Source organism: Citrobacter sp. BDA59-3 (genome assembly GCF_015167655.1).
In the GTDB taxonomy this organism is placed as follows: domain Bacteria; phylum Pseudomonadota; class Gammaproteobacteria; order Enterobacterales; family Enterobacteriaceae; genus Phytobacter; species Phytobacter diazotrophicus.
The window spans coordinates 703,611-717,396 of sequence record NZ_CP063427.1 but is presented as its reverse complement, the minus strand read 5'-3'; the positions used below and the strand labels follow the sequence as shown (position 1 = coordinate 717,396).

Genomic DNA, 13,786 nt, shown 5'->3' with positions numbered 1-13,786 from the left:
TGTGGTTGTGAACCTGTAATAAGGGCGAATCGTGCGGTTTCAACTACCCTCGTTCGTTTTTTTTCAGGTCCACACATTGCGGTTGACTACAAGATGGGGTCGCAACGAAGCTCATCAAGGGGTAAGGAATAAAAAAATTTTTAATTTCCACCTGTTCAGATCATAGACACAGCCAGTGACGCTATTTATGATGCCGCGCCCCGCCTCCTCTATATAGACGCGGGGAATACATTTCATCCTTCAATGTTGATTTATTTTGAGGAATTATGGGCAACATCAAGTTGGCTAACCCGGCTCCGCTGGGCCTTATGGGCTTCGGCATGACCACTATTCTGCTTAACCTGCACAATATTGGCATGTTCCCGCTGGATGGTATTATCCTGGCTATGGGTATTTTCTACGGTGGTATCGCGCAGATTTTTGCGGGGCTGCTGGAATATAAAAAAGGCAACACCTTCGGTTTAACCGCATTTACCTCTTACGGTTCTTTCTGGCTCACCCTGGTTGCGATTCTTCTGCTCCCTAAAATGGGTCTGACAGATGCAGCGAATGGCCATTTCCTGGGTGTCTATCTGGGTATCTGGGGTGTATTCACCCTGTTTATGTTCTTCGGCACGCTGAAAGGCGCACGTATGCTGCAGTTCGTTTTCCTGAGCCTGACCGTGCTGTTCGCTCTGCTGGCAGTAGGTCACCTGGCAGACAACGAAGGCATCGTTCATGTAGCCGGCTGGATTGGTCTGGTATGTGGCGCAAGCGCTATCTACCTGGCGATGGGTGAAGTCCTCAACGAGCAATATGGCCGTACCGTTCTGCCAATTGGCGAACAAGGGCAGCACTAATCCCTTCTTCGTGCCTGCATCGCGGGCACGAATTCCCCCGTTTTTGCCTTCCTGTTGATTACGCATTCATCCACTTTATGGGATGATGACGGCACTTCTTCGCAGACAGAATCTGACAATGACTACGCTTTTCCAGGGCCGTGCTTACTGGTTACAACGCTGGGTTGCGCTTCTTCTCACCGGGGTCATGGCCGGGCTTAGCGGTATGTTGCTTGCCATGTTGCTACATGAAATTCAGCACCTCGCGTATGGCTATAGCCAGAATGTATTGATAAGTCCACAGACCTTTCTGGAGGGCGTGAGCGACGCCAGTGCACAGCGGCGCTTTATCGTCCTGGTCGCCGCAGGCATCGTTGCCGGGGGAGGATGGTGGCTGCTTGCCCGTTATGGCAAAAAGCGTGTCAGCATCAGTACGGCGGTAAGCAATCCGGACAAACCGATGCCGCCATTCACCACACTTGTTCATATTCTGCTGCAAATCATCACCGTAGCGATGGGCTCACCGCTCGGGCGCGAAGTCGCTCCACGCGAAGCGGGCGCCCTGTTTGCCGGCGGCGCTGCGCGGAGATTGCGCCTTTCCCCTGCCGATATCCAACTGATGACCGCCTGCGGTGCGGGCGCAGGGCTGGCAGCGGTGTATAACGTGCCGCTGGCGGGTGCTATCTTTACGCTTGAAGTTTTGTTGGTGAGTTTTAGCTGGGATGCGGCTATCGCGGCGCTGGTCACATCGGCGCTGGCGGCCTGGGTCGCAACGCTGGGGCTGGGAGATGAACATCAGTATCACTTCACCACGGAGTTCGCTGCCCCATCATTGATTTTCTGGAGCGTGCTTTGTGGCCCATTGCTGGGCGCGGGCGCTTTTCTTTTTCGCCGCCTCACCCAATATGCGAGCAGCAAAGTGCGGGATAACTGGCAGATGCCTGCTGTCAGTCTGATTGCCTTTACGTTGCTGGGTACTTTTTCCGTCTGGTTCCCGCAGCTTCCGGGCAACGGTAAAGGTGCTGCGCAACTGGCGCTGAGTGGCGAAATGACGGCCTGGCTCGCGGTGGTTTTACTGGTACTGAAAGTATTGATTATCTGCGCCGTACTACGTGCAGGGGCGGCTGGCGGATTGTTGACACCGGGCCTTGCCGTCGGCGGCCTGCTGGGGTCATTACTGTTTATGCTTGTCGGGCCGCTTTTCCCCGGTAGCGATATGGAAAGTTTCGCCCTGTTGGGGGCTGCCGGGTTCCTGGCCGCCTCAGCGAATATGCCCGTCACCACACTCGCCTTAGTGATGGAGTCCACGCGAATGGACCACAGTTTCCTGGTGCCTGCCGCACTCTCCATCGCCGGGGCGTACGCCACCTCGCGCGCGCTGGGAACCTGGCAGAATGCGCGTTTTTCGACCAAAACCATAACCGAAGCTAAACGAGATAGTAATAAAAATCCTATTTAATTGATAAGCATTATCATTTCTAATATGGTCGCCGGGAGCATCCCGGATATTGGATATCATGCAACAGCCTGAACAGGAACGTTGGGGGATACATCGATTCTGTTGTGTTGCATAAGGTAAGCCAATGAGTTCCCCTCTTGTCGCCGGTATCAAGCCTGACGAATCCGCCGTGTCGTCACATTACAGAAAAGTCGTGCTGCGGCGTTTTGCGCTGGCAGGCGCGATACTGGCGTTTATTCTCTTTTCACTGATTCTCGATTTCACTATTGGTCCTTCCGGGCTCTCTCTTTCCGCACTCTGGCATGCGCTGGTTGATGCCGGGTCTGCCGATGCGGGCACCCGCGTTATTGTCTGGGAGTTACGCCTGCCCATTGCCTTAATGGCGATCGTGGTCGGAATGGCGCTCGGTCTGGCGGGGGCAGAGATGCAAACCATCCTCAATAACCCGCTCGCCAGCCCGTTTACCCTCGGGGTCTCCTCCGCCGCGTCATTTGGTGCCGCTCTGGCTATCATTCTTGGCCTGGGTATTCCGGGTATTCCCGATCAGTGGGTTATCTCGGTTAACGCCTTTGTTTTCGCCCTGCTGGCCTGCTTTATTCTTGATGGCATTAGCCGCTGGACACGGGTGGCGACCTCCGGCGTAGTGCTGTTTGGCATTGCGCTGGTATTTACCTTCAATGCGCTGATCTCCATTCTGCAATTTGTGGCCAGCGAAGATACATTGCAGGGGCTCGTCTTCTGGACCATGGGCAGTCTGGCCCGTGCCTCATGGGACAAGCTCGCAATTCTGAGCATCGCCCTGCTTCTCATCGTTCCGCTGTCGATGAAAAATGCCTGGAAGCTTACCGCCCTGCGTCTGGGGGAAGACCGGGCAGTCAGTTTTGGTATCAATGTGCGTCAACTGCGTATGGCGACGCTGCTGCGTATCAGCATCATCTCCGCGCTGACCGTGGCCTTTGTTGGGCCTGTTGGCTTTATTGGCCTGGTGGCGCCGCATATCTCGCGAATGCTGTTTGGTGAAGACCACCGCTTTTACCTGCCCGGCAGCATGTTGATTGGCGCACTGGTACTCTCACTGGCGTCCGTGTTATCGAAGAACATTGTCTCCGGCGTCATCATTCCCGTCGGTATTGTTACCTCCCTGGTCGGCGTCCCCTTCTTCCTGAGCATCATCATTCGCCATCGGGGGAATATATGACCGACGGACTGCGCATCCATGCCCTGCATACCGGCTATCGCAAAAAGAAAATTATCGACGGGCTAACCACCCCGATGCTGCCACGCGGGCAAATCACCGCCCTGCTGGGGCCGAATGGCTCCGGCAAGTCCACCCTGCTACGTGCGCTTGCCGATCTCAACCCGGCCCAGGGACAACTGTGGCTGAATGGCGAAGATTTAATGGCCCTCTCCCCGGCAAAGCGGGCGCAAAAGGTGGTTTATCTGCCGCAATCCTTGCCGCAGGGCGTGCATCTGCATGCGCTGGAGTCGATTATCGTCGCCCGACGCGCCAGCGGCTTCTATGGCGGCGATAACGTCGAACAGGAAGCCTACGACATTCTGCATAAGCTCGGCATTTCGCACCTGGCGATGAGCTTTTTAGACCAGCTTTCCGGCGGACAAAAACAGTTGATTGGCCTTGCCCAGTCACTGATTCGCAAACCGGACCTGCTGCTGTTAGATGAGCCGCTGAGCGCACTCGATCTGAACTACCAGTTCCACGTAATGGACATCGTCGCCCGCGAAACGCGCCTGCGTAACATCGTGACGGTGGTGGTGATCCATGACATCAATATTGCGCTGCGCCATGCCGAATATGCGGTGATGTTAAAAAACGGCGCGCTGGTTGCCAGCGGCATTCCAGGCGAGGTTGTCACGCCCGCGAACCTGGCGGCAGTCTACGGGGTAAAAGGCCGGGTCGAATATTGTTCGCAGGGATTACCACACGTGGTGGTCGATGGATTAACAACCTAAAACAGTCATAAGACGGGAAAGAGATGAATCTGAAAAAGACAATCATGGGGATCGCGCTGATCTTTGCCCCCCTGCTGGCGATGGCGCAAAACTGGCCGGTCACGGTGACGGATCTGGATAACCGCAGCGTCACAATCCCTAAGGAGCCGCAGCGCATCATCCTGCAGGATGGCCGCGATATCCTGGCACTGGCGCTGCTGGAGCGCGACAACCCCTTTGCCAAAGTGGTGGCGTGGAACAACCTGCCGAAAAAACAGGATACGGAAACCTGGAACGTCCTTAAGCGCAAATGGCCGGAAGCCGGGAAGATCCTGGACATGCAGTTTTCGGATCAAGGGAATGTCGATCTGGAGACCATCATCTCGCGCCATCCGGATCTGATGATTGCCCAGCTCCGCGCTAAACCGTCCCTGGTACAAAGCGGTGTGCTGGCAAAACTGGAGGCACTGCATGTACCGGTGGTGTTTGTCGATTACGAACTGCATCCGGTAGAAAACACCCTGCCAGGTATCGCGCTGCTCGGTAAAGTGCTCGGCCAAAATGAGCGCGCGCAACAGTACATCACTTTCTATCAGCAACGTCTGGATATGCTGCATCAGCGTCTGGCCAACACTCACAAAAAACCGCTGGTGTTTATCGAACCGATCGCGGGTGTCGCAGGGCTGGATAATGGTTGCTGCTTTACCCATGCCCATAATGGCTGGGGTGGTCTGGTCGAAGCGGCGGGCGGTGTGAACATTGGTTCACAACTGCTGCCAGGGGCAACCGGTAATGTGTCAGTGGAAAAAATCATCTCCATGAACCCGGACTACTACCTGATGACCGGTTCAAAACGCCCGGGCAAAGGAACGGCGATCATTCCGTTCGGCTACAACGTGAACGAAAAAGAAGTGGCTGCCGCCTTCAATGCCTTACTGGCACGCCAGGGGGTCAGCAGCATTCCTGCCGTTACTCAGGGTCATACCGGCGCGCTCTATCACCACTTCTACAATAATCCGTACAACATTATCGCGATTGAAACGTTAAGTAAGATCTTCTACCCGGAACTGTTTAAAGACATCGATCCGCTGGCGGATTATCACACTATCATCAAGGACTTCACCCAGCTCCCGGATGACAATATCGTCCTGAGCTACACGCCTTCGCACTAATCTTTCTCAGCGCCATCGTCCGATGGCGCTTTCTTTCCAAACGCGCGCTCAGCGCATGGATTTCGCCAACGCCGGGCTCTCGGTAGAGACCAGGTTCTGGCGCAGCCATAACCCCAATCCCAGACCAATCAGCGACAGCGCCAGTACATACCAGGCGGGCGCCATTGGCGAAACCCCCATCAGCATCGTCACCGCAATCGGCGTCAGCCCGCCAAAAATGGCATAAGAGACGTTATAGGAGAAGGAGATCCCGGTAAAACGCACTTCCGCCGGGAAAGCGCGAACCATCACATAGGGTACGGCTCCGACAACCCCAACGCAGAACCCGACCAGCCCATACAAGACAAAAAGCTGCTCCGGGTGGCTACCCGTCAGGTGATAGAAGAACCAGCTTGAGCAGGCCAGCATAATGCTGCCGACAATAAAGGTTTTGCTGGGACCGACACGATCCACCACCAGCCCGGCGGTCAAACAGCCGAAACAGAGCATAATGGTCGCGATACTGTTCGCCTGCAAGGTTAAGGCTGGCGCGAAGCCATACTGTTTTTGCAGCCAGGCGGGCGACATCAGAATCACCACTACGATCCCGGCCGACAGTAGCCAGGTCAGCAGCATTGAGATCACCACCGCTTTCTTATGCTTCATGACGACAGCTTTCACCGGTAGCTCTTGCGCCAGTGCTTTACGCTGCTGCATTTCGAGGAAAATCGGCGTCTCTTGCAACCAGCGACGCAGATACATCGCCACCAGGCCAAACGCACCACCCAGCAGGAAAGGTATACGCCATCCACCATCGTGAATCGCCTGCTGCGTCATGCTGGTATTGATTAGGGTAGCGACAACAGAGCCAAGCAGGATCCCCACCGTCAGCCCGGCGGTTAATGTTCCGCAGGCAATCCCGATACGGCGTTCCGGCACATGTTCCGCCACAAACACCCACGCGCCCGGCACTTCGCCGCCAATCGCCGCCCCCTGCAAGACACGCATCAATAGCAGCAACAACGGCGCAACGATGCCCATAGAAGCATACGTTGGCAGCAAGCCAATCGCCAGCGTAGGTACCGCCATCAGCAAGATGCTCAGGGTGAACATCTTCTTACGCCCCACCAGATCGCCAAAATGGGCCATCACGATACCGCCCAGCGGGCGCGCCAGATAACCTGCGGCAAAGATGCCGAACGTCTGCACCTGACGCAGCCACTCCGGGATATCCGCCGGGAAAAACAGCTCACCGACAACGGCGGCAAAGAAAACAAAAATGATGAAGTCATAGAACTCAAGCGCACCGCCTAAGGCGGCAAGCGTGAGGGTTTTGTAATCCTGCTTATTGAGGGGACGTGTGTAGTTTGACATAGCGGACCATTTGTAAAGAGGAAGTGTTGATTTCGTTTTTACGCAAACTGTAAATTAAAAATTACTATACCGTAAATAAATCAACACTCCAGTGCCCGCATGACTTAATTTAAAAAACCACTATTTTTAGGATATTGTCTCGCGTCTTGCACTTTTTGGGCGAAAAGCCGCTACGACTTTGGGCTCGGTCTCAATATAAGGCCCGTCAAGAAGCTGTACACAATACGGTACACTGGCAAAAATACCCGGCACGATTACCTGCCCGTCCGCCTGCTTCACCCCTTCAAGCGTCTCTTTGATGGATTTTGGCTGCCCCGGTAAATTGAGGATCAGCGCCTGCTTGCGAATCACCCCCACCTGGCGGGAGAGAATGGCGGTAGGTACAAAGTTGAGGCTGATTTGACGCATCTGTTCGCCAAACCCCGGCATTTCGCGGTCAGCAACGGCAAGTGTTGCATCAGGAGTGACATCACGGCGCGCAGGACCGGTGCCGCCCGTCGTCAGGACCAGATGGCAGCTCATCTCATCCACTAGCTCACACAGTGTCTGTTCAATGATGCTCTGTTCGTCCGGGATAAGCCGCTTTTCGATAGTAAAAGGGGTGGTCAGCGCCTGTGCCAGCCACTCTTCCAGTGCCGGGAGGCCTTTATCCTGGTAAACACCGCTGGAGGCGCGATCGGAAACAGAAACTAAGCCAATGCGTAATGTATCCATATTCATTCCGTTCAAGAAAATAATGACTAACGGAAATGATACACGCTGAGGGGAAATGCAGACAGAGGGGAAAGTGTGGCCGGGTCTCCGGCCACACCTGAATGATTACAGCAGATCGCCGATCATTTTTTCCAGTTTTTCCTGGTCAACAGCAAACTTACGGATACCATCCGCCAGTTTGTCTACTGCCATCGGATCCTGGTTGTGCTGCCAGAAGAATTGCGCTTCAGTAATACGTTCCGGGCGTGCTTTCACTTCGCCAGCATAGGACAGTTTACGTTCGATAGCGCCTTCGCTTTCCGCCAGTTCTTTCAGCAGGCCCGGAGCGATAGTCAGACGGTCACAGCCTGCCAGTTCCAGAATTTCGCCGACGTTACGGAAGCTTGCGCCCATCACGACGGTTTCATAGCCGTGCTGTTTGTAGTACTGGTAGATTTCGGTTACGGAAACCACACCCGGATCTTCTGCCGGTGCGTACTCTTTTTTATCCGTGTTGGCTTTGTACCAGTCGAGGATACGGCCCACAAACGGGGAAATCAGATAAACGCCAGCTTCTGCACAGGCACGTGCCTGGGCGAAGGAGAACAGCAGCGTCAGGTTACAGTTGATGCCTTCTTTTTCCAGCTGCTCAGCCGCGCGAATACCCTGCCAGGTAGAAGCCAGCTTGATCAGGATGCGATCGTTGCTGATACCCGCGTCGTTATACAGTTTGATCAGCCGTTTTGCTTTCGCGATGGACGCGTCGGTGTCATAGGACAGGCGTGCGTCAACTTCGGTAGAAATGCGACCAGGGATCAGTTTGAGAATTTCCAGACCGATATTCACCGCCAGTTTGTCCGTTGCGTCTACCACTTGCTGCGCGCGGTCGCTGCTCTGTTCTTTCGCCCAGGCAATAGCGTCATCAATCAGTTTGCGGTATTCAGGGATTTGGGCAGCGCCAAGAATCAGAGAAGGGTTGGTGGTAGCGTCCTGCGGCTGGTACAGCTTCATCGCCGCGATATCTCCGGTGTCAGCAACAACAGTTGTGTATTGACGCAGAGAAGTCAATTTATCCGTCATGATAGTGTTTCTCTTTGAACTTGTTAGGGGGATGTAACCGGTCTGCCCTGATGATAACACGACGCCCTGCCAGCGCAACCGCAGACATTGCGCACGCCCGGTATGGTAAACTAGATTTATTAATTGCCTGCAAAGTAGTGCTTTATTAATAATAGCGCTGCTTATTAACCTGCGAACCGGCATAGACAAGAGGGATGTTAATGCCTGAATTCTTTTCTTTTATCAGTGAAATACTTTGGGGTTCATTGATGCTCTACCTGCTGCTTGCGGCAGGTATCTGGTTTGCTTTTAAAAGCAAATTTGTACCGTTTCGCCTGATTGGTGACTTCTACCATAATCTCAAACATAGCCGCGCCCAGTCGGGTGGACTGACGTCGTATCAGGCGCTGTTTCTCAGCCTTGCCGGACGAATGGGGTCCGGTAATTTAGCCGGTGTGGCGTTAGCGATTACGGCAGGCGGCCCCGGCGCGATTTTCTGGATGTGGATATCGGCCTTGATTGGCATGGCAACGTGTTTCGCCGAAAGCACACTGGCGCAACTCTACAAAGAACGCGACGCCAACCAGCAATTTCGCGGCGGTCCTGCATGGTACATGGCGCGAGGCCTTGGCATGCGCTGGATGGGCGTGCTGTTTTCCGTATTCCTGCTGTTGGTTTACGGGCTGTTATTCAATACAATTCAGGCCAATTCGGTAGCGAATGCCGTCCATTTTGCCTGGCATTTTAATGAGATTTACACCGGTCTTATTTTTGCTGGAATGATTCTGCTATTGATCACGAAAAGCATGAAACAGATTGCTCGCATCATGCAGTGGGTGGTCCCGATCATGGCCCTGGCCTGGGTAATGACCAGTGTCGGTATTGGCATTGCGCACTTCACCGCACTGCCGGAGATGTTCGCCAATATTGTGAAAAGTGCCTTTGGCTGGCAGGAAGCGGCGGCAGGTACCATGGGTTATACGCTTAGCCAGGCGCTCACCAACGGTTTTCAACGCAGTATGTACTCCAACGAGGCAGGGATGGGCTCAACACCGAATGCCGCCGCAGCCGCGGCTTCATCTCCCCCTCATCCTGCCGCTCAGGGCTTCGTGCAGATGGTCGGCGTAATTGTCGACACGTTTTTGGTGTGCACCGCCAGCGCGTTTATTCTTCTCCTGGCAAAGGATACGCCAACAGATAACCCAATCATTGGCGTCCAGATAGTTCAGGAAGCGATGGTAGCCCTGACGGGTTCATGGGGAGCCAGCTTTGTCGCCGTCATCATCATTATGTTTGCGTTTAATTCCATTATCGCCAATTACGTTTACGCCGAAAATAATCTCATTTTCCTGCGTATGAACAGCAGACGTAATATTTGGCTGTTGCGTATCGGGATCTTACTGATGGTGTTGATCGGCTCTCAATTGCGCATCCCCTTACTCTGGCATGTGGCAGATGTAATGATGGCGTTTATGGCTATCACTAACATGACGGCGATTCTGCTACTGTCTCCCGTCGTCACCCTTATCGCCGCCGATTATCTACGCCAGCGCAAGATGGGAGTAATGCCAGTGTTCGATCCGAAGCGTTATCCGGATATTAACCAGCAGCTCGCGCCCGGCGCATGGGATGATAAAACGGGATCGTAAATGACAATCGCAACTATTGATCAATTGCAGGCCGTTTTTTGTTACAGTCAGCGGAAATTTTCCTGCAAGGACTGACTATGCTGATTCTCATCTCGCCCGCGAAAACGCTGGATTATCAAAGTGAGCTGGCCACTACGCGCTACACACAGCCTGAATTGCTGGATTATTCGCAGCAGTTGATTAAGGTTGCGCGTAAGCTTAGCGCGCAGCAAATCAAAGCCCTGATGGGTATCAGCGATAAGCTTGCCGACCTGAACGCCACCCGCTTTCACGACTGGCAGCCGGACTTTACGCCGAAAAACGCCCGCCAGGCCATTCTGGCCTTTAAAGGCGATGTCTATACCGGCCTGCAGGCAGAAACCTTCACCGAGGCTGATTTCGATTTTGCACAGCAGCATTTGCGTATGCTCTCTGGTTTGTACGGCGTTTTGCGTCCACTGGACCTGATGCAGCCTTACCGTCTGGAGATGGGGATCCGCCTGGAAAATGCGAAGGGGAAGGATCTTTATCAGTTCTGGGGGGAGGTCATCACCAACACGCTGAACGACGCCATTAAGGCGCAGGGCGATGACATCGTGGTAAATCTGGCATCCGATGAGTACTTTAAGTCGGTCAAAACGCAAAAACTGAACGCGCAAATTATCAAACCCGTCTTTCTGGACGAGAAAAATGGCAAGTTTAAGGTCATTAGTTTTTACGCCAAAAAAGCACGCGGCCTGATGAGTCGTTACATCATTGAAAACCGCCTGACAAAACCAGAGCAGTTAACCGCGTTTGATAGCGAAGGCTATTTCTTTGATGAAGAGCTGTCCGGCAAGGGCGAATTGGTCTTTAAGCGTCACGAACAGTAAGGCTGTTGCCCCCTCTTTGAGGAGGGGGCAGATTAAGCGAAGAGATTAATCGTGGCGCCAGTCCGGCCCCGGATGATGATCATCGTGGCGATCATCATGATAGTCGCCACGGAAGTCGCGATGGTCGTCACCGTGCGGGCGCCAGTGGTTTTCGCGCCATTCGTAGTGTCTGTGCCACCAGTCATGGTCGCGCCAGTGGCCGCCATCCCAGTAGTTGCCGTGACGATCCTGATCGCCGATTTGCAGTTTTACTGCTGGCACAAGGGTAATTTCAGCAGCCTGTGCCGCCAGCGGAGCCACCATCAACAACGAAAGCGCGAAGAATACAGGTTTCAACATGGGTTACTCCTTTGTTCATCTTGCCCGTAGTGGGCCGATGTAAGGAGCTTAAGCAAAGTGATGGCGGCTTGTTATTCTCTGCAATCCTAATCTCTAAGTACGCGCATTTTATGGGAATTTCTCCGTTTTCCCTGCCATATTCCTCCTTAATTTCTCCGTATTCAGGTGTAAAAAAACCGGGCAGCGATTACGCTCACCCGGTTCTGGTTTGAGACTAAGCGGATTACGCTTTGCTCATCATCAGTTTACGCAGTTCAGCGAAGTCAGCAGGCAGATGGTGCGACAGCAGTTCCAGATCTGCGCGCTCTGCCAGTTCTTTCGGCAATGGCAGTGTTTCGCCGAGAATCTCTTCGACGCTCTCTTTGAATTTCGCCGGATGCGCGGTCCCCAGGAACAGGCCGTACTCGCCCGGATGCAGTTGATCGCGCAGCGCACGGTAAGCAATGGCCGCATGCGGTTCAGAGAGATAGCCCTTGCCTTTCAGTTCACGCATCGTCTCTTTGGTCGTTTCGTCGTCCACTGCCGCATAGCCCAGTTCGTTCAGACGCCAGATTTTACGGCGGAACAGCTCTTCCACGCGCGGCCAGTTGTTCGGCTGGCTGACGTCCATCGCGTTCGACAGGGTTGCCTGTGTCGCTTTTGGCTTCCACTCACCGTCCTGCAGGAAGCGCGGTACGGTGTCATTCGCATTGGTCGCCGCGATAAAACGCTTAATGGGCAGCCCAAGCGATTTCGCCAGCAGGCCCGCCGTTAAGTCGCCAAAGTTGCCGCTTGGCACGGAAACAACCAGCTGATTACGCGCCTCTTGTGGCAGTTGCGCCACCGCTTCAAAGTAGTAGCAAATCTGCGCCAGCAGGCGGCTAATGTTGATGGAGTTCGCTGAGTTCAGGCCCAGCGCCACCTTCAGTTCTTCATCATCAAAAGCCTGTTTTACCAGTGCCTGACAGGCGTCGAAATCCGCATCAATGGCGACGGTTTCGATATTGCCACCCAGCGTACAGAACAGTTTTTCCTGTAGCGGACTGATTTTTCCGTTCGGGTAAAGGATCACGACACGAACGTTTTTCAGGCCGTAGAAGGCATGCGCCACTGCCGCCCCGGTATCACCGGAGGTCGCAGTCAGGATTGTCACCGGCTTTTCGCCGCTGATGGTGGTCAGCATTTGCGCCATAAAGCGCCCACCGAAGTCTTTAAACGCCAGCGTCGGGCCATGAAACAGCTCCAGGCAACCAACATCGCTCTCAACCGGCTGTACGGGCGCCGGGAACGCAAACGCATCCCGAACGCGCGCTTCCAGAATGTCCTGCGGAATTTCATCACCGATGAACGCCCCGAGGATTTTGGCGCTGCGCGCAACGAAATCCATGGTCAGCATGTCATCAATTTCAGTCAGGCTGAATTCCGGCAGGTCATGCGGGAAAAACAGCCCCTGGTTCTTGCCAAGCCCTTGCGTGACGGCCTGCGCGAAGCTGACCTGTTCGTTGTGATCTTTTAAGTTATAGAGTTTCATTGGTTATCCCACTACTCGTGCACCCGTCGTGTCCAGACGGCAAATATGAACAAAGCCTTCCTGATTTTGCAAATAGTGTTTGCTCAGCCAGTCTGCCACACGTTGCGCTGTTTCCGTTTTATCGCACAACGCAAAAAGCGTTGGGCCGGAACCAGAAATACCACAGGAGAGCGCCCCCATTTCGGCGACCGCCTGACGTGCCTCATTAAACCCAGGCAGTAATTTCATGCGATACGGCTCAGCAATAACATCTTTCATCAGCTTCGCCGCAAGCTGGGGCTGACGGGAATAGCAGGCGTGAATAAAGCCCGCCAGATGCCGACCATGAGCAATACAGTCCTGACGACGATACTGCGCAGGAAGGATAGCGCGGGCCTCCGCGGTAGAAACTTTGATGCCCGGATAGGCCAGCACCCACAGCCATTCATCAAAGCCTGGCACCTGCTGGCTGATAATGCCGTTTTCCTCGATCATCAATTGCATGCCGCCAAGGTAGCAAGGCGCCACGTTGTCGTAATGCACGCTGCCGGAAATGCGCCCTTCCAGCTCGCCCATCAGCGCCAGCATTCGGGTCTCATTTAACGGTTTGCCGCAATACTCGTTCATTGCCACCAGCGCCGCGACAACAGAACAGGCACTGGAGCCCAGCCCTGAGCCAATCGGCATGTTTTTTTCCAGCGTCATTGCCACAGGAACCGTTTTGCCAATCTCCTGGCAGAAACGCTCCCAGCACTGGTAGACAATATTTTCACGAGGCTCTGTCGGCAGTTTGCTGGCAAAACGCCCCAGATTTTTCAGGCTAAAACTGTCCGCCGCCTCAACTGAGACATTATCACCCAACAGCGTGCCATCTATCGGCGTCACCGCGGCGCCCAACACATCAAAACCCACGCTCATATTGGCGCTGGAGGCCGGAGCATATACTTTCACCAT

At 54.1% G+C, this 13,786-nt stretch carries 13 protein-coding genes; 7 read left to right on the top strand and 6 right to left on the bottom strand.

Features of this window, described 5'->3' with window-relative positions; all coding sequences use genetic code 11:
* Positions 1 to 266: 266 nt before the first annotated feature.
* The 5 genes from satP to IP582_RS03365 all read left to right on the top strand — a co-directional run bounded on the left by satP (position 267) and on the right by IP582_RS03365 (position 5,399).
* On the top strand, positions 267 to 839 hold the full coding sequence (satP, locus tag IP582_RS03385) for an acetate uptake transporter (RefSeq protein WP_193795079.1): 573 nt from the start codon (positions 267 to 269) through the stop codon (positions 837 to 839).
* Between the two features lie 118 nt (positions 840 to 957).
* Positions 958 to 2,277, top strand: coding sequence for a chloride channel protein (locus IP582_RS03380; RefSeq protein WP_193795078.1), 1,320 nt, complete (start codon positions 958 to 960; stop codon positions 2,275 to 2,277).
* A gap of 124 nt (positions 2,278 to 2,401) precedes the next feature.
* On the top strand, positions 2,402 to 3,475 hold the full coding sequence (locus IP582_RS03375; protein ID WP_193795077.1) for an iron ABC transporter permease: 1,074 nt from the start codon (positions 2,402 to 2,404) through the stop codon (positions 3,473 to 3,475).
* Entirely contained in the window at positions 3,472 to 4,248 is a 777-nt protein-coding gene (locus IP582_RS03370; protein WP_193795076.1) for an ABC transporter ATP-binding protein, read from the top strand. Before IP582_RS03375 ends, IP582_RS03370 begins: the two co-directional genes overlap by 4 nt.
* A gap of 23 nt (positions 4,249 to 4,271) precedes the next feature.
* Positions 4,272 to 5,399, top strand: a complete 1,128-nt coding sequence (locus tag IP582_RS03365) for an ABC transporter substrate-binding protein (protein ID WP_193795075.1) — start codon at positions 4,272 to 4,274, stop codon at positions 5,397 to 5,399.
* Between the two features lie 48 nt (positions 5,400 to 5,447).
* Here the strand turns inward: IP582_RS03365 and IP582_RS03360 are convergent, their stop codons facing one another.
* From IP582_RS03360 to tal, 3 genes are all read right to left on the bottom strand, one after another.
* Positions 5,448 to 6,752 carry an MFS transporter gene (locus IP582_RS03360; RefSeq protein ID WP_193795074.1) on the bottom strand — a complete coding sequence of 435 codons (1,305 nt, stop codon included), beginning with the start codon at positions 6,750 to 6,752 and terminating at the stop codon, positions 5,448 to 5,450.
* 126 nt (positions 6,753 to 6,878) lie between these two features.
* Positions 6,879 to 7,466, bottom strand: coding sequence for a molybdopterin adenylyltransferase (gene mog, locus IP582_RS03355; protein WP_193795073.1), 588 nt, complete (start codon positions 7,464 to 7,466; stop codon positions 6,879 to 6,881).
* Between the two features lie 105 nt (positions 7,467 to 7,571).
* A complete protein-coding gene (tal, locus tag IP582_RS03350) occupies positions 7,572 to 8,525 on the bottom strand; it encodes a transaldolase (RefSeq protein ID WP_071193601.1) in 954 nt (317 codons plus the stop codon).
* Between the two features lie 200 nt (positions 8,526 to 8,725).
* On the opposite strand from tal, the gene IP582_RS03345 reads away from it, so the two are divergent.
* Positions 8,726 to 10,153: a sodium:alanine symporter family protein gene (locus tag IP582_RS03345; RefSeq protein ID WP_193795072.1), complete on the top strand. Its 1,428-nt coding sequence runs from the start codon at positions 8,726 to 8,728 to the stop codon at positions 10,151 to 10,153.
* A gap of 77 nt (positions 10,154 to 10,230) precedes the next feature.
* The gene (gene yaaA / locus IP582_RS03340) at positions 10,231 to 11,004 is read left to right on the top strand and encodes a peroxide stress protein YaaA (RefSeq protein ID WP_039078277.1); all 774 of its coding nucleotides are present in this window, start codon (positions 10,231 to 10,233) and stop codon (positions 11,002 to 11,004) included.
* Between the two features lie 45 nt (positions 11,005 to 11,049).
* On the opposite strand, the gene IP582_RS03335 is transcribed toward yaaA, so the two are convergent.
* The 3 genes from IP582_RS03335 to thrB all read right to left on the bottom strand — a co-directional run bounded on the left by IP582_RS03335 (position 11,050) and on the right by thrB (position 13,786).
* The gene (locus IP582_RS03335) at positions 11,050 to 11,343 is read right to left on the bottom strand and encodes a DUF2502 domain-containing protein (RefSeq protein ID WP_193795071.1); all 294 of its coding nucleotides are present in this window, start codon (positions 11,341 to 11,343) and stop codon (positions 11,050 to 11,052) included.
* Positions 11,344 to 11,566: 223 nt separating this feature from the next.
* Positions 11,567 to 12,853, bottom strand: a complete 1,287-nt coding sequence (gene thrC, locus IP582_RS03330; RefSeq protein ID WP_193795070.1) for a threonine synthase — start codon at positions 12,851 to 12,853, stop codon at positions 11,567 to 11,569.
* Positions 12,854 to 12,856: 3 nt separating this feature from the next.
* Positions 12,857 to 13,786, bottom strand: coding sequence for a homoserine kinase (gene thrB / locus IP582_RS03325; RefSeq protein ID WP_039078274.1), 930 nt, complete (start codon positions 13,784 to 13,786; stop codon positions 12,857 to 12,859).

Coding starts and splice junctions, on each gene's coding strand:
- IP582_RS03360 (WP_193795074.1), bottom strand. CDS start 6,752: ATGTCAAACTACACACGTCCCCTCAATAAGCAGGATTACAAAACCCTC.
- IP582_RS03335 (WP_193795071.1), bottom strand. CDS start 11,343: ATGTTGAAACCTGTATTCTTCGCGCTTTCGTTGTTGATGGTGGCTCCG.
- thrC (WP_193795070.1), bottom strand. CDS start 12,853: ATGAAACTCTATAACTTAAAAGATCACAACGAACAGGTCAGCTTCGCG.
- IP582_RS03365 (WP_193795075.1), top strand. CDS start 4,272: ATGAATCTGAAAAAGACAATCATGGGGATCGCGCTGATCTTTGCCCCC.
- tal (WP_071193601.1), bottom strand. CDS start 8,525: ATGACGGATAAATTGACTTCTCTGCGTCAATACACAACTGTTGTTGCT.
- yaaA (WP_039078277.1), top strand. CDS start 10,231: ATGCTGATTCTCATCTCGCCCGCGAAAACGCTGGATTATCAAAGTGAG.
- IP582_RS03370 (WP_193795076.1), top strand. CDS start 3,472: ATGACCGACGGACTGCGCATCCATGCCCTGCATACCGGCTATCGCAAA.
- IP582_RS03345 (WP_193795072.1), top strand. CDS start 8,726: ATGCCTGAATTCTTTTCTTTTATCAGTGAAATACTTTGGGGTTCATTG.
- satP (WP_193795079.1), top strand. CDS start 267: ATGGGCAACATCAAGTTGGCTAACCCGGCTCCGCTGGGCCTTATGGGC.
- IP582_RS03380 (WP_193795078.1), top strand. CDS start 958: ATGACTACGCTTTTCCAGGGCCGTGCTTACTGGTTACAACGCTGGGTT.
- thrB (WP_039078274.1), bottom strand. CDS start 13,786: ATGGTGAAAGTATATGCTCCGGCCTCCAGCGCCAATATGAGCGTGGGT.
- mog (WP_193795073.1), bottom strand. CDS start 7,466: ATGGATACATTACGCATTGGCTTAGTTTCTGTTTCCGATCGCGCCTCC.
- IP582_RS03375 (WP_193795077.1), top strand. CDS start 2,402: ATGAGTTCCCCTCTTGTCGCCGGTATCAAGCCTGACGAATCCGCCGTG.